Genomic DNA, 18,197 nt, shown 5'->3' with positions numbered 1-18,197 from the left:
GGGGCGGGCCGTGACCGGCCCGCCCCGTCGTCGTCCGTGCCGGTCCTGGACCGTCGGCCGGTGCCGGCCGGTCAGGAACCGTCCTCGGTCTTGACGCTCTCGAACAGCGTAGCGTCGTCGAACGCGTCCTGACCCGCCCCCGGCTGCAGCCGGCGGAACTGCTCGAGCAGACCGGGCACGGTCATCGACTGCTTCTGGGCGGCGTCGAGCTCGAAGAGGATCCGGCCCTCGTGCATCATGATGAGCCGGTTGCCCAGGCGCAGGGCCTGGTCCATGTTGTGCGTGACCATCACCGTGGTGAGGTTCTGCTCCGCCACGATGTCCGCGGTGAGCCGGGACACGAGGTCCGCGCGCTGCGGGTCGAGGGCCGCCGTGTGCTCGTCGAGGAGCAGGATGCGCGGCTCGGAGAACGTGGCCATGAGCAGGGACAGGGCCTGGCGCTGCCCGCCGGAGAGCAGGCCCACCTTGGCGCCCAGCCGGTTCTCCAGGCCCAGCTCGAGGCTCGCCAGCTTGTCGCGGAAGAGCTGCCGGCGGGAGCTCGTGAGTCCCGGGACGAGTCCCCGGGACTTCCCCCGCTGATAGGCGATCGCCATGTTCTGCTCGACCGTCATGGTGGGCGAGGACCCCTTCATGGGGTCCTGGAACACGCGCGACAGGTACCGGGCGCGCTTGTGCTCGGGCAGCCGGGTGACGTCGGTGTCGTCGACCCGCACGGTGCCCGTGTCCGGGATCAGGCTCCCGGAGATGGCGTTGAGGATCGTCGACTTGCCGGCGCCGTTGGAGCCGATGACCGTGAGGAAGTCGCCCTCCTGCAGGGTCAGGGAGACGCCGGCGAGGGCGCGCCGCTCGTTGACGGTCCCGGCGAAGAACGTCTTGTGGACGTTGTCGATGGTGAGCACGGCTCAGGCACCTGCCTTCGTGGTCGCGGGGGTGTCGGTGAGGTCGTCGACGAGACGCGCCGCCTCGCTCGCCAGGTGCTTCTCCCGCCGTCGCCGGAAGAACTGCAGCTGCGGCACCACGAGCGCGGCCACCACGAGCACCGCGGAGATCAGCTTCATGTCCGACGGGTTGAGGCCCGCCTGCAGCGCCACCGTGATGACGAGCCGGTAGACGACCGAGCCGAGGATGACGGCCAGTGTCGCCACCACGACCGTGCGCGAGCCGAAGAGCCCCTGGCCCAGGATCACGGAGGCCAGCCCGACGACGATGAGGCCGATGCCCATGCCGATGTCGGCGAAGCCCTGGTACTGGGCCACGAGGGACCCGGCGAGGCCCACGAGCCCGTTGGACAGGCACAGGCCCAGCATCTTCATGTGGTCCGTGTTCACTCCGAAGGAGCGGATCATCTCCGGGTTGTCGCCGGTGGCCTGCATGGCCAGCCCGGCGTCCGTGTAGAGGAACCAGTCCAGGAGCACCTTGACCACGGCGACGCCGAGCAGGAACAGGGCGATGCCGATCCAGGTGCCCTGCACGCCCATCTCGGCGAGCGGGGTGAAGACCGTGTCCTCGCGCAGCAGCGACAGATTGGCCCGCCCGTCCATGACGCGAAGGTTGATGGAGTAGAGCGCGGTCATGGTGAGGATGCCCGCGAGCAGCCCGTTGATGTGGGCCTTCGTGTGGAGCAGGCCCGTGATGAGCCCGGCGAGCGCGCCGGTCACGAAGCCGGCGGCGGTGGCGAGCCAGGGGCTGCCGCCGCCGAGGATGATCATCGCCGTGGTGGCGGCGCCCGTGGTGAAGGACTGGTCGACCGTCAGGTCGGGGAAGTCGAGCACCCGGAACGTGAGGTAGACGCCCAGCGCCATGACCGCGTAGAGCAGTCCGAGTTCGATACCGGCTATCACTTCTGCTGGATCCGTTCTGATTGGTGGGGGACGGGACGCGCCGCCGATCGGGCGGGCGGGCCCCGTCGGTTGGGGTGCCGCGGTGGGGGCCGGGCGGGCCGGCGTCCGGGGTCCCCGGGCGCCGGCCCGGTCCGGGCCGCCCGGGGCTACTCGATGACCTGGTCGGCGGAGTCCCGCATCTCCTGGGGGACCTCCACGCCCATCCGCTCGGCGGCCTGCAGGTTGATGATCAGCTGCGTGTCCTCCTGGGACTCCACGGGCATGGACGCGGGGTCCTCGCCGTCCTGGAGGATGCGCACGGCCATCTCGCCGGTCTGGCGCCCGAGCTGCTCGTAGTCCAGGCCCTGGGTGACGAGCGCGCCCCGCTCCACGGAGTCGCCCTCGCCCGCGATCAGGGGGATCTGCTTGGACTCGGCGGCGGAGATCACGGCCTCGAGGCCGGAGACCACCTTGTTGTCGGTGGGCACGTAGATGGCGTCCGTGTCGAAGGACTCGGCGGCCTGGGCCACCTCGGAGGTGTTGGTGACCGACTTCTCGACGACCTCCAGGCCCTCCTCCGCGGCGGCCTCCTTCGCGAGGTCCACCTGGACCTGCGAGTTCGTCTCGCCCGAGCTGTAGATGATGCCCACGGACTGCGCGTCCGGGTCCAGCTGCTTGATCAGCGCGATCTGCTCGGCGACGGGGTTCATGTCGGTGGTCCCGGTGACGTTGCCGCCGGGGCTCTCGAGGGAGTCGACGAGCCCGGCCTCGACCGGGTCGGTGACGGCGGTGAAGAGCACCGGGCGGTCGGTGACCGACTGCGCCACGCCCTGGGCGGACGGCGTCGCGATGGCCAGCACCAGGTCGGCGTCCGAGGACGCCATGTTGGACGCGATGCTGGTGGAGGTGCCCTGATCGCCGGAGGCGTTCTGGAAGTCGACGGTGAGGTTCTCGCCCTCCGTGTAGCCGCCCTCCTCGAGCGCGGCGAGGAAGCCCTCCCGCGCGGCGTCGAGCGAGGGGTGCTCCACGAACTGGCTGATCCCGACGGTGGCCTCCTCGGCGGCCTCGCCGCCGCCCCCGCCGCCGGCGGTCTCGGTGTCGGAGCCGCCGCAGGCCGTGAGCAGCAGGGCGGTGGAGGCGAGCGCCGCCGTCATCGGGAACAGTCTCTTCATGGTGGGTCCTTTCGGGAACGAGTGGTGTCAGCGATATTACCTTCCGTTCGTTCACAAAATGAGAGGCAGCTCACAAGTGGTGACAGAACGGCGCCGACGGCGTGTCGGAGGTGCCCGATCGTCCACCGGGAGGGGGGCCTCCGGAGCCCGTGTCCCCGGTAGGATCGGGAGGTCATGTCAGCATCCCTGAGCAGCCCCCGGACCATCGTCTATCCCGAGCACCTCCCGGTCTCCGCGCGCCGCGAGGACATCATGGGCGCCATCGCCGCGCACCAGGTGGTCGTGATCGCCGGCGAGACCGGCTCCGGCAAGACCACGCAGATCCCGAAGATGTGCCTCGAGCTCGGCCTGGGCGAGCGCGGCCTGATCGGGCACACCCAGCCGCGGCGGATCGCCGCACGCTCGGTGGCGGAGCGGATCTCCTCGGAGCTGGGCGAGAAGATCGGCGGCACGATCGGCTACCAGGTGCGCTTCACCTCCGAGGTGGGCGCCGACTCACGGGTCAAGCTGATGACCGACGGCATCCTGCTCGCCGAGATCCAGCACGACCGGCTGCTGCAGAAGTACTCGGCGATCATCATCGACGAGGCCCACGAGCGCTCCCTCAACATCGACTTCCTGCTGGGCTACCTCCGGCGGATCCTGCCCCGGCGCCCGGACCTCAAGGTGATCATCACGTCGGCCACGATCGACCCGGAGCGCTTCGCCCGGCACTTCGCGCCGGAGCCGGCCGCGGGCGCCGCGCCGGAGAAGGCCCCGGTCATCGAGGTCTCGGGCCGCACGTACCCGGTGGAGATCCGCTGGCGCCCGCTGGCCCAGCCACGCTCGGGGGACGGGGGCCCGGACGCCGAGGACACCGGCGACGGGCTGGAGGACGAGGACCGGGACCCGATCGACGCCGTGTGCGACGCCGTCGAGGAGCTCTCCGCCGAGCCGCCCGGGGACATCCTGATCTTCTTCGCCGGCGAGCGGGAGATCCGGGACGCCCAGGAGGCGCTGCAGGGCACCCTGAAGCGGGTCCGAGGCCTGGCCGACACCGAGATCCTCCCCCTGTTCGGCCGGCTGTCCATGGCGGAGCAGCACCGGGTGTTCGCGCCGTCGGGCCGTCGCCGGATCGTGCTGGCCACCAACGTCGCCGAGACGTCGCTGACCGTCCCGGGCATCAAGTACGTGATCGACCCCGGCACGGCCCGGATCTCGCGCTACTCGGCGCGGACCAAGGTGCAGCGCCTGCCGATCGAGCGCATCTCCCAGGCCTCCGCGAACCAGCGGGCCGGGCGCTGCGGCCGCGTCTCGGACGGCATCTGCATCCGGCTGTACTCGGAGGAGGACTACCTCTCCCGGCCGGAGTTCACCGACCCCGAGATCCTGCGCACGTCCCTGGCCGCCGTGATCCTGCAGATGACCTCGGTGGGCGTCGTCAAGGAGCCCGGGGACATCGAGCGCTTCCCGTTCGTGGAGCCGCCGGAGTCCCGGGCCGTCAAGGACGGGGTGGCCCTGCTCCGGGAGCTGGGCGCCCTCAAGGAGCCGCGGGGCGCGTCCCCGCGGGGACGGCGGGACGACGACGCCGGCGGCGGTCCCCTGACCCCGGTGGGCCGGCAGCTCGCGCAGCTGCCGGTGGACCCGCGGCTGGGGCGGATGATCGTCGAGGCCGACCGCCGCGGCTGCGCCCGGGAGGTCATGGTCCTCGCGGCGGCGCTGACCGTCCAGGACCCCCGCGAGCGTCCCCTCGAGCAGCGGCAGCAGGCGGACGAGCTGCACAAGCGGTTCTTCGACGAGAACTCCGACTTCACGAGCTGGCTGCTGCTGTGGCGCCACGTGCAGGAGCAGCAGGAGGCGCTCTCCTCCACGCAGTTCCGGAAGCTGTGCCGGCGGGAGCACCTGAACTTCCTGCGGATCCGCGAGTGGCAGGACCTCTACGCCCAGCTGCGCCAGATGGGCCAGCAGGTCGGCATCCGGGTCGGCAAGGGCCGCGAGGTGGACCCGGCCGGGAAGGAGCGGGAGATCCACGTCTCGCTGCTCGCGGGGCTGCTCAGCCACATCGGTCTCAAGGACGAGCGCAAGCGCGAGTACCAGGGCGCGCGCGGCTCGCGCTTCGCCGTCTTCCCGGGCTCCAACCTGTTCAAGAAGTCCCCGGACTGGATCATGTCCGCCGAGCTCGTGGAGACCTCCCGGCTGTGGGCCCGCGTCAACGCAGCGATCGACCCGCTGTGGGCGGAGGAGCTGGCCCCGCACCTCGTCAAGCGCACCGTCTCGGAGCCGCACTGGTCCCGCGCGCAGGGCTCCGTGATGGCCGACGAGAAGGTCGCCCTCTACGGCGTGCCGGTCGTGGCCCAGCGCCGGATCAACTTCTGGCGGGTGGACCCCGCCCTGGCACGGGAGCTGTTCCTCCGCCACGCCCTCGTGGAGGGCGACTGGCAGACCCGGCACCGCTTCTGGGCGCGCAACCGCAAGCGCCTGGCCGAGGTCGAGGAGCTCGAGAACCGGCTGCGCCGCAAGGACCTCCGGGTCGACGACGAGACACTGTTCGCGTTCTACGACGCCCGGGTCCCCGAGTCCGTCGTCTCCGCACGGCACTTCGACGCGTGGTGGAAGAAGGCGCGGCAGCAGGACGAGCACCTCCTGGACCTGCACCCCGAGGACCTCATCGCCGAGGAGGCCGGCGGCTACGACGAGTCCCTCTACCCGCGCCAGTGGGTCCGGCGCACCCGGGACGGGGAGCTGGTGCTCGACCTCGTCTACGAGTTCGCCCCGGGCTCCGACCAGGCGGACGGCGTGACGGTGCGCGTGCCCGTGCTGTTCCTCAACCAGCTGGACCCGGAGCAGTTCCGGTGGCAGATCCCCGGGTTCCGCACGGAGCTCGTCACCGCGCTCATCAAGTCCCTGCCGAAGGCGGTGCGCCGCAACTTCGTGCCGGCTCCCGACGTCGCCCGCCAGGCGGTGGCGATGCTCGACGCCGACTTCGACCCGGCCGTCGACGCCCTCGAGCCGTCCCTGGAGCTGGTCCTGCGCCGGCTCAAGGGGCACGTGGTCCCGCCGGGGTCCTGGAACTGGGAGGCCGTCCCGGCCCACCTGCGGATGCGCTTCGAGGTGCGGGACCGCCGCAACCGGGTGCTGGGCGAGGGCGAGAACCTCGAGTCGCTCCGGGCGGAGCTGCACGAGGAGATCCGCGCCGCCCTGGCCGAGTCCCTCGGGGCGGTGCCCGGCGCACCGGGCGGGGCACCGGACGGGGCCCCAGGCACCGGCCGCTCGGGCCCGCGCTCCCCCGCGCCCCGGGCCCCGGCCCCGGCGCCGCCGGCGCTGGAGCGCTCGGGGCTGACGGCCTGGCCCGAGGAGGACCTGCCGCGCAGCGTGGAGACGACGGTCGCCGGTCAGCGGATCACCGGGTGGCCGGCGCTCGTGCCCGAGCGCCCGCGGTCCACCACGCGGCAGCCGGCCGGCCGGGAGCCCACGGTGGCCGTGCGCATCCTCCCCTCGGCCGCGGAGCAGCGGGCGGCCCAGCGCCGCGGGGTGATCACGCTGCTGCAGCTGCGCGTCCCCTCCCCCGAGCGGTACGTGCTGGAGCACCTGAACAACCGGGAGAAGCTGGTGTTCACACAGAACCCGCACGGCTCGGTCACCGAGCTCATCGCGGACTGCACGGTGGCCGCGATCGACAAGCTGACCCCGGACGAGCCCCCGTACACCCGCGCGGCGTTCGACGCCCTGCACGAGCACGTGCGGGCCGAACTCATCGACACGGTCTTCCAGGTCACGGCGCTCGTGGAGCAGGTGCTCTCAGGGGCCGCGCGGATCCGCCGCCAGCTCAAGCGGTCGTCCTCCCTCGCCGCGGTGAACTCGCTCAACGACGTCAAGGCACAGCTCGAGCACCTCGTTCACCCGGGCTTCGTCGCCGCCACCGGCTATGACCAGCTCCAGCACCTGCCCCGCTACGTGCGGGCGATGGAGGTGCGGCTCGAGAAGCTCGCGGGGCACCTCCAGCGGGACACCGTGAACATGCTCGCCGTGCAGAAGCTCGAGGACGACTACGACGCCGCGCTGGACGCCCTGCCGCCGCACGCCCCGGTTCCGGAGGACCTGCGCCGCGTGGCCTGGATGATCGAGGAGCTGAGGGTCTCGCTGTTCGCCCAGGAGCTGGGCACCGCCCACACCGTCTCGGAGAAGCGGGTCCGAAAGGCCCTCAAGGACGCCCTCGGAGCCGCCCGGGCCTGACCGGGACCGGACGACCGGCCCGAGGCTCAGGCCTGCGGGACGGCGGCCCCGTGGCCGGCCTCGAGCAGGGCGGCCCGGATCCGCTCCGCGGCCTCGTCCATCCAGGCGGGGTCCGGGTCGCGGATCACGTTGACGAACTGGAACTGCTCGACCGACTCCGCCGGCCACACGTGCACGTGGGTGTGCGGGACCTCGAAGCCCTGGATCATCTGCCCCACCCGTGCCGGCCGCCACACCGCGTCGATGGCCTGCCCGATCCGCTGGGAGACCACCATGAGGTGCGCCGCCAGGTCCTCCGGCAGGTCGATCCAGTGGTCGTGCTCCTCGCGGGGGACCACGAGGGTGTGGCCCTGCGCGAGCGGGTCGATCGACAGGAAGCCGACGCAGCGCTCGTCCTGCCAGACGAAGCGGCCGGGGATCTCCCCCTCGATGATCTTCGTGAAGACGGTGCTCACAGGTGCTCCCTTTCGGTGGTGGGTCGGGTCGTGTCCGGGCGGGACCGCGGGGCTACAGGTCGACGCGCTCGCCGGTGGCCAGGTGGCGGTACTCGGCCCCGTACTTCGCCGCGAACGTCGTCAGCTGGCCCTCGATCACGCCGAGGCCGTTGGCGGAGAGCAGGCCGTCGTGGATCTGGAACACCCGTTCGGGGCGCACGGCCACCACGAAGTCGACGACCTCGGAGAGCTTGTTCCACGGCGCGTGGATCGGGGCCAGGAGCACGGGGGCGGTGAGCCCGTGCGGGACGACCAGCGAGTCGCCGGGGTGGTAGACGGTGTCGTCGACGAGGTAGCCGATGTTCTCCACGGTGCGGATGAGCGGGTGGATCAGCGCGTGCTGGCCGCCGAACGTCCGGACGGTGAAGCCCTGGATCTCCAGCACGGCCTCGGGCTCGGCGTCGTGGATCGCGTGCCCCTCCCCCAGGGCCTCCCGGAGCCCCGCCGCCACCGTGGCCGGGGCGTACACGGGCAGCTCCGGGTGCGCCCGCAGGTGCGCGTGCACCGGCTCGGGGTCGAGGTGGTCCGGGTGGACGTGGGTGACGAGGAGGGCGTCCGCACCGTCGAGGGCCTCCGCCAGCTCCTCCGGGCCGGAGAACTTGCCCGGGTCGATCACCAGGACCCGGCCCTCCTTCTCGAGCCGCACGCACGAGTGGGTGTACTTGATCAGCTCCATGGGCCCACCCTAACCCCGGCCCGTCCCGCCTCCACCGGGCGGGCGGGCACGTGTCCGGCCGTCCTTGTTAAGCTGGGGGCCGGCCCGGGCACGAGCGACGAGAGGACGAGGCGTGAGCGTGAGAACCACCGGAGGGAGCGCCGGCGAGGTCCGCAACACCCGGCAGCGCCGTGCCGTCGCCCGGGCGCTCGCGTCCCGGGAGGACTTCATCTCCACGCAGGACCTGCACGCCCTGCTGCGGGAGCGCGGCGACTCCGTCTCCCTGGCCACGACCTACCGGATCCTGCAGTCGATGTCCGAGCTCGGGGAGCTGGACGTGCTGCGCAGCGACGACGGCGAGGCCATCTACCGTCGCTGCGCGGCCGAGCACCACCACCACCACCTGGTGTGCCGCCGCTGCGGCGCCGCCGTGGAGCTCGAGGCCCCCGCGGTCGAGGAGTGGGCCGGGCGCACCGCCGCCGCCCACGGCTTCACCGAGGTGGACCACACGGTCGAGATCACCGGCCTGTGCGCCTCCTGCGGGGCGCGGCGGACCGATGGCTGAGCCGGTCCCGCCCCGCGGCACCTTCGTCCTCGCGGTCAATCCCCGTGCCGGCCGCGGTCGGGCCCTCGAGGACGCTCACCGGGCCGCGGAGCTGCTGCGCACCGGCGGCGACGACGCCGTGGTGCTCTCCGCCGGGGACCTCGACGCCCTGGTGGTGCTCGTGCGGGACCGCCTCCGGGCGCAGGCCCTCAGCACCCGGGCGCTCGTGGTCGTGGGCGGGGACGGGATGGTCCAGGCCGGCCTCGGGCTGCTCGTGGAGCTCGCCGCGCAGGGCGTCGACATCCCGCTGGGCGTGGTGCCGTGCGGGACCGGCAACGACCTGGCCCGCCACCTGCGCGTCCCGCTCCGGGACCCGCTCGCCGCGGCGGGCCGGATCCTGCGCCGGCTCGACGAGCCCGTCGACCGGCGCCTCGACGTCGGCCGGGCGCGGTTCGCGGACGGGCGCGCGATCTGCTTCGCGACCGCGCTGTGCGCCGGCTTCGACGCCGTGGTCAACGAGCGCGCCAACCGGTGGCTGCGCCTGACGGGCTCCACCAAGTACCTGCTGGCCGTCCTCGTGGAGATCGTGCGGCTGCGGACCGTCCGCTACCGGCTCGAGCTCGAGGACACCGGCGGCAGGAGCCGCACGGAGCACTTCGAGGGCGTCCTGCTGAACGTCGCCAACACGTCGTCGGTCGGGGGCGGGCTGCGGATCGTGCCCGGCGCCCGGGCGGACGACGGGCTGCTGGAGCTGTTCACCGTGGCGCCCCTGGGCCGTGCCCGGTTCCTGTTCCTGTTCCCCCGGCTGTTCTCGGGCCGGCACGTGGCGCTGGAGAGCGTGCGGATCGAGCAGGTCCGCTCGGTGTCCGTGGACGCCCCGGGCACCACCGCCTACGCGGACGGGGAGCGCCTCGGTCCCCTGCCCGTGCGCGTGGACCTGCTGCCCGCGGCGGTCCGCGTCCTGGCCTGAGCCGGGCGGGAGGTCCCGCGGCGGGCGCCGGACGCTCAGCGCGGCGGTTCGGAGGTGTCCACCCGGTCCCCGCGGCGCTGCCGCCGGTCCTGGGTGGTGTCCCGGATCTCCCCCACCAGCTCCTCGATGACGTCCTCGAGGAACAGCACGCCCAGGGTCTGGCCGCCGTCGTCGACCACGCGCGCCAGGTGCGAGCCCGTGCGCTGCATCGCCGCCAGCGCGTCGTCGATCTCGATGCCGGGGCGCAGGTTCGCCAGCGAGCGCACGCGGGTCACCGGCACGGGCTCGTTGTAGCGGCTCTCCGGGATCGAGAGCACGTCCTTGATGTGCAGGTAGCCGTTGAGCTCGCCGTCGTCCTCCGTGAGGGCGAAGCGGGAGAAGCCCGTGCGGGCCACCGCCTTCTCGACCTCCGCGGCGGAGGCGTCCTCGGGCAGCGTCACGAGCTGGTGCAGGGGCACCATGACGTCGGCGGTGCGCTTGGACGAGAACTCGAGCGCGCCGGAGAGCAGACCCGTCTGGTCCGCCACGGTGCCCTCCTTCGTGGACTCCGCCACGATCGACTGGAGCTCGTCGAGCGTGAAGGTCGAGGAGACCTCGTCCTTCGGCTCGATCCCCATGAGCTTCAGGACGTGGTTCGCCGCCCAGTTCAGCGTGGCGATCACCGGCTTGACCATCCGGGAGACGAACACCAGCGGCGGCGCCAGCAGCAGCACGGCACGGTCCGCGGCGGACACCGACATGTTCTTCGGCACCATCTCCCCGAACACCACGTGCAGGAAGGTGACCACGAGCAGGGCCGTGAGGAACCCGCTGACGTCCGCGACCTCCGCCGGCACGCCGAGGTGCCCCAGCGGACCGGAGACGATGTGGTGCAGCGCCGGCTCGGAGATGTTGAGGATCAGCAGGGAGCACACCGTGATGCCCAGCTGGCAGCAGGCCAGCATGAGGGACACGTGCTCCATCGCGTACAGCGCCGTCCGGGCCCGCTTGTTGCCGGCCTCGGCCAGCGGCTCGATCTGGCTGCGCCGTGCGGACATGACGGCGAACTCGCCGCCCACGAAGAAGGCGTTGCCCGCCAGGAGCACCACCAGCCACGCCAGGCCTGCCCAGTCGCTCATCGTGCGTCCTCCTCTCGTGCGCCGCGCTCCCGGGCCCCTGCCGGGACGTCCCCGGGCCCGGCCGGTGCGGGGACGAAGCGGATGCGGTCCACGCGGCGCCCCTCCATCCGGGCGACCTCGAGCACGCCGCCCCGGACCGGGACCACGTCGCCGGGCCTCGGGATCTGCCCGAGCCGGTCCATCATGAACCCGCCCATGGTCTCGTAGGCGGGACCGTCCTCGATGTCGAGCGCGGTGATCTGCTCGGAGACCTCGTCGGGTCGCATCAGCCCCGGGAAGTACCACTCGCCCGCGGCGGACTGCAGGGCGCCGAGGCTGAGCCGGTCGTGCTCGTCGGAGACCTCCCCGACGACCTCCTCCACGAGGTCCTCCAGGGTGACGACACCGGCGGTGCCGCCCCACTCGTCGACGACGACGGCCATCTGCAGCCCGCCCGAGCGCAGCTGCACGAGCAGGGAGTCCAGGTGGACGGTCTCGGGCACGCGCAGGACGTCCTCCATGATCGCCCCGCACTCCAGCGCGGCGCGGCGCTCCGACGGCACCGCCACGGCCTTCTTGATGTGGACGACGCCGCGGACGTCGTCCGGGGAGTCGTCCATCACGGGGAAGCGCGAGTGCCCGGTGCGGGAGGCCACGGCCACGACGTCCGCGACGGACTCGTGCGAGTCGAGCATCTGCACGCGGATCCGGGGCGTCATGACGTCCGCGGCCGTGCGCTCGGCGAAGGTGAGGGTCTTGGCGACGAACGCGGCGGTGCCGGCGTCCAGGGTCCCCATCTTCGCGGAGCGCCGGACCATCGAGGACAGCTCCTCCGGCGAGCGCGCGCCCGAGAGCTCCTCCTTGGCCTCCATCCCGAACAGGTGCAGCACCCGGTTGGCCACCCCGTTGAGGGTGACGACGAACGGCTTGAAGACCGCGGTGAACACGAGCTGGGGGCGGGCGACGATCCGGCCCACCCGGAAGGCCTCGGCGATGGCCCAGTTCTTGGGCACCAGCTCGCCCAGCAGCATGGACAGCAGCGTGGAGATGAGCATCGACAGCGCCAGGGTGGCGCCCCCGGCGGCCGCCACGGACAGACCGGTCAGCTCGGCGATCGGCTCCCGCAGGAAGGACTGGAGGGCCAGGTCCAGGGTGTAGCCGGTGAGCAGGGTGGTCAGCGTGATCCCGAGCTGGCAGCTGGAGAGCTGCGTGGACAGGGACTTGAGGCACTTGAGCAGCGGTTCGGCGGCGCGGTCGCCCTCGGCGATCGCCCGGCGCACCGTGGTCTGGTCCAGGGCCACGAGGGAGAACTCCACGGCCACGAAGAAGCCCGTGCCGAGGATGAGCAGCAGGCCCGCCGCCAGGAGCAGCCATTCCATCAGGAGCGGCCTCCCGGGGCGGCCCGGCGGACGCGGGCGGGGCGGTCGGGGGCCGGGCGGCCGGGGTCGGGGCGGGGGACGGTGGGTGAGCCGGCACGGGGGCCGCGGCGGGGGACGCCGCGGCCGGGCCGGCAACTACTGAACGAGTCCATGAGAGCTCCAGAGTACCGGAGCGGGACCCGCCCGGCGGCTGCTCAGGACCAGCTGACGGGGCGCGCCCTGCCCTCCTCGTAGCCGGAGGCGGACTGGATGCCGACCACGGCCCGGGCCGCGAACTGCTCGAGCGTGGTGGCCCCCGCGTAGGTCATGGAGCTGCGCACCCCCGCGGTGATCTGGTCCACGAGGTCCTCCACACCGGGACGCTCCGGGTCCAGGTACATCCTGGAGCTCGAGATGCCCTCCTCGAAGAGCCCCTTGCGGGCCCGGGCGAAGGCGCCCTCCCCGCGGGTGCGCTCGCGCACCGCGCGGGTCGAGGCCATCCCGAAGCTCTCCTTGTACATCCGGCCGTCGGCCTCCACGTTCAGCTCGCCGGGTCCCTCGTGGGTGCCGGCGAACCACGACCCCACCATCACCTGGCTGGCCCCGGCCGCCAGGGCGAGGGCCACGTCGCGGGGGTGCTTCACGCCGCCGTCCGCCCAGACGTGCCGGCCCAGCCCGGCCGCGGCCTCGGCGCACTCGAGCACGGCGGAGAACTGGGGCCGGCCCACGGCGGTCATCATCCGGGTGGTGCACATCGCGCCGGGGCCCACGCCGACCTTCACGATGTCCGCGCCGGCGTCGACCAGGTCCTGGACGCCGTCGGCGGTGACCACGTTGCCGGCCACGACCGGCACGTCGGGGGCCGCCGCGCGGACCTGCTCGAGGGCCTCCACCATCTTGCGCTGGTGGCCGTGGGCGGTGTCCACCACGAGCACGTCCACGCCCGCGTCGAGCAGGGCCCGGGCCTTGCCCCGGACGTCCCCGTTGATGCCCACGGCGGCGCCGACCCGCAGCCGCCCGGCGCCGTCCAGGGCGGGGGTGTAGATCGTGGACCGGACCGTGCCCTTGCGGGTCAGCACGCCCACGACCGTGTCGCCGTCGAGCACCGGCGCCACGTGGGCGCGGGTCTGGGCGAGCCGGTCGTAGGCGGCGGCGAGGACGTCGTCGCCGGACCCGGCGCGGACCTCCTCCAGCGAGAACACCGGGGCGTCGGTGCGCATGATCGAGCCGAGCTGGGTGAAGCGGTCCACCTCGGCGCAGTCCGCCGCGAGCACGACCCCGCGGTAGGCCCGCTCGGGGCCGCACACCACCACGGCGCCGTGGGGGCGCTTGTGCATGATGCCCAGGGCGTCGTGGACGGTGTCCTCGGCGCCGAGGACCACGGGCGTCTCGAAGCGCGGCGAGCGGTCCTTGACCCAGGACGTGACCTCCGCGATGACGTCGAGCGGGATGTCCTGCGGCAGGATGCCCAGGCCGCCGCGGCGGGCGAGCGTCTCGACCATCCGGCGCCCGGTGACGGCCGTCATGTTCGCGGCCACCAGGGGCACCGTGGCGCCCGTCCCGTCGCGCGGGGTGAGGTCGACGTCGAACCGGGAGGTGACCCGGGAGCTGGAGGGGACGAGGAAGACGTCGCTGTAGGTCAGGTCGGACGTGGGGGTGTTGAGGAATCGCACGCCCGCCAGTCTAGCCGGGGACCCGCGACACGCGCCCCCGGGGGCGGGGCGGCGGACTAGCCATGCCACCGCGCGGATCACTAGACTCGCCGGAGGTACGGCCGCGCCCGGTCGACGACCGTCCGGCAGCCTCCGGAGGCGGACGCCGCCGGCTGTCACGGGAGACGGCCGGCGACGAACACCGGCGGCGGGTCCGGACGCTGCCGGGACCGACACTGTGGAGACCGGGCAGACGGCCTCCACGCGATCAACCATGGAAGAGGCGTATTCCCCGTGCCACATCAGCCACAGCACCCCATCCCTGAAGAATTCGCAGGTAACGAGTGGCTCGTCGACGAACTGTTCGAGAAGTACCGGACGGACAAGAACTCGGTGGACGAGAAGTGGTGGCCCATCTTCGAGTCGATGAGCGCGGACGACGTCCCCGCCGCGGAGCAGGCCGGCCCGGCGAGGACCCCGGCGGAGCCCGCCCCGGCGCCGAAGGCGGCGGCGGCCCCCGAGCAGCCGCGGGCCGCTGCCGCGCCCCGGCCCCCCGCGGCCCGGAAGACCGCCTCCGGCACCGCTCCGCGGAGCGCCCCGGCCCCGAAGCCCGCGGCCGCGCCCGCGCCCACCAAGTCCGGCGCCAAGGCCGAGGGCCGGCCCGAGACCGACCACGGTGAGACGGAGGCCGCGGACGCGAAGAAGGCGCCCATCCCGGCCCAGCCCGCCCGGGCCCGCGCCACGGCCCCCAACCACGACGCGCCGGCCGAGGACAAGGTCGTCAAGCTGCGCGGGCCCGCGAAGGCCGTGGCCGCGAACATGGACGCGTCCCTCACGGTCCCCACCGCCACCACGGTCCGCGCCGTCCCGGCGAAGCTGCTGATCGACAACCGGATCGTGATCAACAGCCACCTCTCGCGCAACCGCGGCGGCAAGGTCTCCTTCACGCACCTGATCGGCTACGCCGTGATCAAGGCGCTCGCCAACTACCCGTCCCAGAACGTCGTCTACGACGAGCAGGACGGCAAGCCGGTCGCCGTGCACCCCGCGCACGTCAACTTCGGCATCGCCATCGACATCCCCAACAAGGACGGCTCCCGCAACCTCGTGGTGCCCAACATCAAGGGCGCCGAGGCGATGACCTTCATGCAGTTCTGGACCGCCTACGAGGACATCGTCCGCCGGGCGCGCGGCAACGAGCTGACCATGGAGGACTACCAGGGCACCACGGTGTCCCTCACCAACCCGGGCGGCATCGGCACGGTGCACTCGGTGCCGCGGCTGTCCAAGGGACAGGCGTGCATCGTCGGCGTCGGCGCGCTCGACCACCCCGCCGAGTACCGGGGCTCCTCCCCCAAGACCATCGCGCGCCACGCGGTCTCCAAGATCATCACGCTGACCTCGACCTACGACCACCGCGTCATCCAGGGCGCGGGCTCGGGCGAGTTCCTGCGCCTGATCGAGTCCTACCTGCTGGGCGGGGAGGACTTCTACGACGAGATCTTCGAGGCGCTGCGGATCCCCTACGAGCCCGTGCGCTGGGCCGTGGACAACCAGGTCAACCCCGAGATCCAGGTCAACAAGGTCGCCCGGATCCAGCAGCTCATCCACGCCTACCGGGTCCGCGGCCACCTCATGGCGGACACCAACCCGCTCGAGTACGTGATGCGCAAGCACCCGGACCTCGACATCCGCACCTACGGGCTGTCCCTGTGGGACCTGGAGCGGGAGTGGCCCACCGGAGGCTTCGGCGGCGCCGACGTCCTGAGCCTGCGCACCATCCTGGGCCGGCTGCGGGACGCCTACTGCCGCACCCTCGGCGTGGAGTACATGCACCTGCAGGAGCCGGAGGAGCGCGAGTGGTTCCAGGACCAGCTCGAGCACGGCTACCAGAAGCCCAGCCGCGAGGAGCAGTTCCGCATCCTCGGCCGGCTCAACGCCGCCGAGGCGTTCGAGACGTTCCTGCAGACCAAGTACGTGGGCCAGAAGCGCTTCTCCCTCGAGGGCGGCGAGTCCCTGATCCCCCTGCTGGACGAGATCATCTCCGACGCCGCCGACGCCGGGCTCGCGGGCGTGGGCATCGCCATGGCCCACCGCGGCCGGCTCAACGTGCTCACGAACATCGCCGGGAAGTCCTACGCACAGGTCTTCCGCGAGTTCGAGGGCAGCCAGGACCCGCGCACCACCGAGGGCTCCGGCGACGTGAAGTACCACCTGGGCACGGAGGGTTCCTTCACCTCCGACAACGGCAACGAGACCCAGGTCTACCTCGCCGCGAACCCGTCCCACCTCGAGGCCGCCGACCCGGTCATCGAGGGCATCGCCCGCGCCAAGACCGACGTCCTGGGCGCCGGCCCCGAGGGCGACGGCACCTTCCCGGTGCTGCCGATCCAGGTGCACGGCGACGCCGCCTTCGCGGGCCAGGGCGTCGTCGCCGAGGTGCTGCAGATGGCGCTGCTGCCCGGCTACACCGTGGGCGGCACCGTCCACGTCGTCGTGAACAACCAGGTGGGCTTCACCACCGCGCCGGCCGCGGCCCGCTCCACCACCTACGCGACGGACATCGCCAAGGGCCTCCAGGCGCCGATCTTCCACGTCAACGCCGACGACCCCGAGGCCGTCACGCACGTGGGCCAGATGGCCTTCGCGTACCGGCAGACGTTCCACAAGGACGTCATCATCGACCTCGTGTGCTACCGGCGGCGCGGTCACAACGAGGGCGACGACCCCTCGATGACCCAGCCGCTGATGTACAACCTCATCGAGGAGAAGCGCTCCACCCGCAAGATCTACACCGAGAACCTCGTGGGCCGCGGCGACATCACCCAGGAGGAGGCCGACCGGGCGCTCAAGGACTACCAGGAGCGGCTGGAGCGGGTCTTCGCCGAGACCCACGAGGCGCAGACCTCCTCCATCCCGCTGGTCACGGGGGACTCCGCCGCGATCTCGAACATCGAGCGCCCCTCCGCCCAGCAGGCGGACTCCGGGGTCTCGATCCCCCGCACCACGGCGATCAGCCCCGAGGCCGCCCAGCGGATCGGCGCGGTGCACGTGGAGGTCCCCGAGGACTTCGCCGTGCACAAGAAGCTGCGCAAGCTGCTCGAGCGCCGCGAGGCGATGACCCGCGAGGGCGGCGTGGACTGGGGCATGGGCGAGCTCATGGCCTTCGGCTCCCTCATGATGGAGGGCATCCCGGTCCGGATGTCCGGCCAGGACGTCCGGCGCGGCACCTTCACCCAGCGCCACGCCGTGTTCTACGACTCCGGCACCGGCGCGGAGTGGACGCCGCTCAACCACCTCTCCGGGAACCAGGCGCAGCTGGCGATCTACAACTCGCTGCTGTCCGAGTACGGCGTGCTCGGCTTCGAGTACGGCTACTCCGTGGAGCGGCCCGACGCCCTGACCGTCTGGGAGGCCCAGTTCGGCGACTTCGTCAACGGCGCCCAGATCATCCTCGACGAGTTCGTCTCCTCCGCGGAGCAGAAGTGGGGCCAGCGCTCGTCGCTGGTCATGCTCCTGCCGCACGGCTTCGAGGGCCAGGGCCCGGACCACTCCTCGGCCCGCATCGAGCGCTTCCTGACGCTGTGCGCCGAGAAGAACATGGTGGTGGCCAACCCGTCCACGCCCGCCAATCACTTCCACCTGCTGCGCCGGCAGGCCTACAGCCGCCCGCGCAAGCCGCTGGTGGTGGCCACGCCGAAGCAGCTGCTGCGCCTCAAGGCGGCCGCCTCCCCGATCGAGGAGTTCACCTCGGGTGCGTTCCGGCCCGTGATCGGCGACCAGGCGGGGCTCGAGGCCTCCGAGGTCACGAACGTGGTGCTGGTCTCCGGCCGGCTCTACTACGACCTCGTCGCGGCGCGCGAGGAGCGCAAGGACCGCAGCACGGCCATCGTGCGCGTGGAGCAGCTGTACCCGCTGCCCCTCGCGGAGGTGCGCGAGGAGCTCGGCAAGTACCCCGAGGCCCGGCTCACGTGGGCGCAGGACGAGCCCGCCAACCAGGGCGCCTGGCCGTTCGTGGCGGTCAACCTCGTGCCCCAGCTCGACCGCCCGGTCCGGCTGGCCTCGCGCCCCGCGTCCGCGTCCCCGGCCAACGGGTCGGCCAAGCGCCACGCGGCCGAGCTCGAGACCCTGGTGCAGACGGCCTTCGAGCGCGACTGAGCCCGTCCCGGGAGGACGGGGGCCCGTGCCCCCGTCCTCCCGCACGTCCCCAGCGAGTCCCGCGC

12 protein-coding genes are annotated in these 18,197 nt (G+C 72.4%); 4 read left to right on the top strand and 8 right to left on the bottom strand.

The window, feature by feature from the left end; genetic code table 11:
* Positions 1–71: 71 nt before the first annotated feature.
* From ACFU0Y_RS09990 to ACFU0Y_RS09980, 3 genes are all read right to left on the bottom strand, one after another.
* A complete protein-coding gene (locus ACFU0Y_RS09990) occupies positions 72–899 on the bottom strand; it encodes an ABC transporter ATP-binding protein (protein ID WP_380214338.1) in 828 nt (275 codons plus the stop codon).
* A gap of 3 nt (positions 900–902) precedes the next feature.
* Complete coding sequence (locus tag ACFU0Y_RS09985) at positions 903–1,841, bottom strand: ABC transporter permease (RefSeq protein ID WP_380214337.1); 939 nt, start codon at positions 1,839–1,841, stop codon at positions 903–905.
* A gap of 146 nt (positions 1,842–1,987) precedes the next feature.
* Positions 1,988–2,992, bottom strand: coding sequence for an ABC transporter substrate-binding protein (locus tag ACFU0Y_RS09980; protein ID WP_380214336.1), 1,005 nt, complete (start codon positions 2,990–2,992; stop codon positions 1,988–1,990).
* 174 nt (positions 2,993–3,166) lie between these two features.
* Here ACFU0Y_RS09980 and hrpA point away from each other — a divergent pair, with 174 nt between their 5' ends.
* A complete protein-coding gene (hrpA, locus tag ACFU0Y_RS09975) occupies positions 3,167–7,204 on the top strand; it encodes an ATP-dependent RNA helicase HrpA (protein WP_380214335.1) in 4,038 nt (1,345 codons plus the stop codon).
* 26 nt (positions 7,205–7,230) lie between these two features.
* Here hrpA and ACFU0Y_RS09970 read toward each other — a convergent pair whose 3' ends face one another.
* Entirely contained in the window at positions 7,231–7,659 is a 429-nt protein-coding gene (locus tag ACFU0Y_RS09970; RefSeq protein WP_380214334.1) for an HIT family protein, read from the bottom strand.
* A gap of 52 nt (positions 7,660–7,711) precedes the next feature.
* Entirely contained in the window at positions 7,712–8,374 is a 663-nt protein-coding gene (locus ACFU0Y_RS09965; RefSeq protein ID WP_380214333.1) for an MBL fold metallo-hydrolase, read from the bottom strand.
* Between the two features lie 112 nt (positions 8,375–8,486).
* Between ACFU0Y_RS09965 and ACFU0Y_RS09960 the strand changes: the two genes are divergently transcribed.
* A complete protein-coding gene (locus tag ACFU0Y_RS09960) occupies positions 8,487–8,918 on the top strand; it encodes a Fur family transcriptional regulator (protein ID WP_380214332.1) in 432 nt (143 codons plus the stop codon).
* Complete coding sequence (locus tag ACFU0Y_RS09955) at positions 8,911–9,867, top strand: diacylglycerol kinase family protein (protein ID WP_380214331.1); 957 nt, start codon at positions 8,911–8,913, stop codon at positions 9,865–9,867. Before ACFU0Y_RS09960 ends, ACFU0Y_RS09955 begins: the two co-directional genes overlap by 8 nt.
* A gap of 35 nt (positions 9,868–9,902) precedes the next feature.
* On the opposite strand, the gene ACFU0Y_RS09950 is transcribed toward ACFU0Y_RS09955, so the two are convergent.
* From ACFU0Y_RS09950 to ACFU0Y_RS09940, 3 genes are all read right to left on the bottom strand, one after another.
* Positions 9,903–10,985 (bottom strand): hemolysin family protein, encoded by a 1,083-nt coding sequence (locus ACFU0Y_RS09950; RefSeq protein ID WP_380214330.1) that lies wholly within the window; start codon positions 10,983–10,985, stop codon positions 9,903–9,905.
* A complete protein-coding gene (locus ACFU0Y_RS09945) occupies positions 10,982–12,343 on the bottom strand; it encodes a hemolysin family protein (protein WP_380214329.1) in 1,362 nt (453 codons plus the stop codon). Before ACFU0Y_RS09945 ends, ACFU0Y_RS09950 begins: the two co-directional genes overlap by 4 nt.
* A gap of 194 nt (positions 12,344–12,537) precedes the next feature.
* The gene (locus ACFU0Y_RS09940; protein WP_380214328.1) at positions 12,538–13,995 is read right to left on the bottom strand and encodes a GuaB1 family IMP dehydrogenase-related protein; all 1,458 of its coding nucleotides are present in this window, start codon (positions 13,993–13,995) and stop codon (positions 12,538–12,540) included.
* Between the two features lie 273 nt (positions 13,996–14,268).
* Here ACFU0Y_RS09940 and ACFU0Y_RS09935 point away from each other — a divergent pair, with 273 nt between their 5' ends.
* Positions 14,269–18,132, top strand: a complete 3,864-nt coding sequence (locus tag ACFU0Y_RS09935; RefSeq protein ID WP_380214327.1) for a multifunctional oxoglutarate decarboxylase/oxoglutarate dehydrogenase thiamine pyrophosphate-binding subunit/dihydrolipoyllysine-residue succinyltransferase subunit — start codon at positions 14,269–14,271, stop codon at positions 18,130–18,132.
* The last annotated feature ends 65 nt before the right edge of the window (positions 18,133–18,197 follow it).

It is taken from the genome of Kocuria sp. NPDC057446 (assembly GCF_042802875.1).
In the GTDB taxonomy this organism is placed as follows: domain Bacteria; phylum Actinomycetota; class Actinomycetes; order Actinomycetales; family Micrococcaceae; genus Kocuria.
The sequence above is the reverse complement of the archived record's forward strand: the minus strand, read 5'-3'. Positions and strand labels throughout refer to the sequence as shown.

Excerpts from the sequence above, each read along its gene's own strand:
- ACFU0Y_RS09955 (WP_380214331.1), top strand. The coding sequence starts at position 8,911 with ATGGCTGAGCCGGTCCCGCCCCGCGGCACCTTCGTCCTCGCGGTCAAT.
- hrpA (WP_380214335.1), top strand. The coding sequence starts at position 3,167 with ATGTCAGCATCCCTGAGCAGCCCCCGGACCATCGTCTATCCCGAGCAC.
- ACFU0Y_RS09950 (WP_380214330.1), bottom strand. The coding sequence starts at position 10,985 with ATGAGCGACTGGGCAGGCCTGGCGTGGCTGGTGGTGCTCCTGGCGGGC.
- ACFU0Y_RS09965 (WP_380214333.1), bottom strand. The coding sequence starts at position 8,374 with ATGGAGCTGATCAAGTACACCCACTCGTGCGTGCGGCTCGAGAAGGAG.
- ACFU0Y_RS09945 (WP_380214329.1), bottom strand. The coding sequence starts at position 12,343 with ATGGAATGGCTGCTCCTGGCGGCGGGCCTGCTGCTCATCCTCGGCACG.
- ACFU0Y_RS09980 (WP_380214336.1), bottom strand. The coding sequence starts at position 2,992 with ATGAAGAGACTGTTCCCGATGACGGCGGCGCTCGCCTCCACCGCCCTG.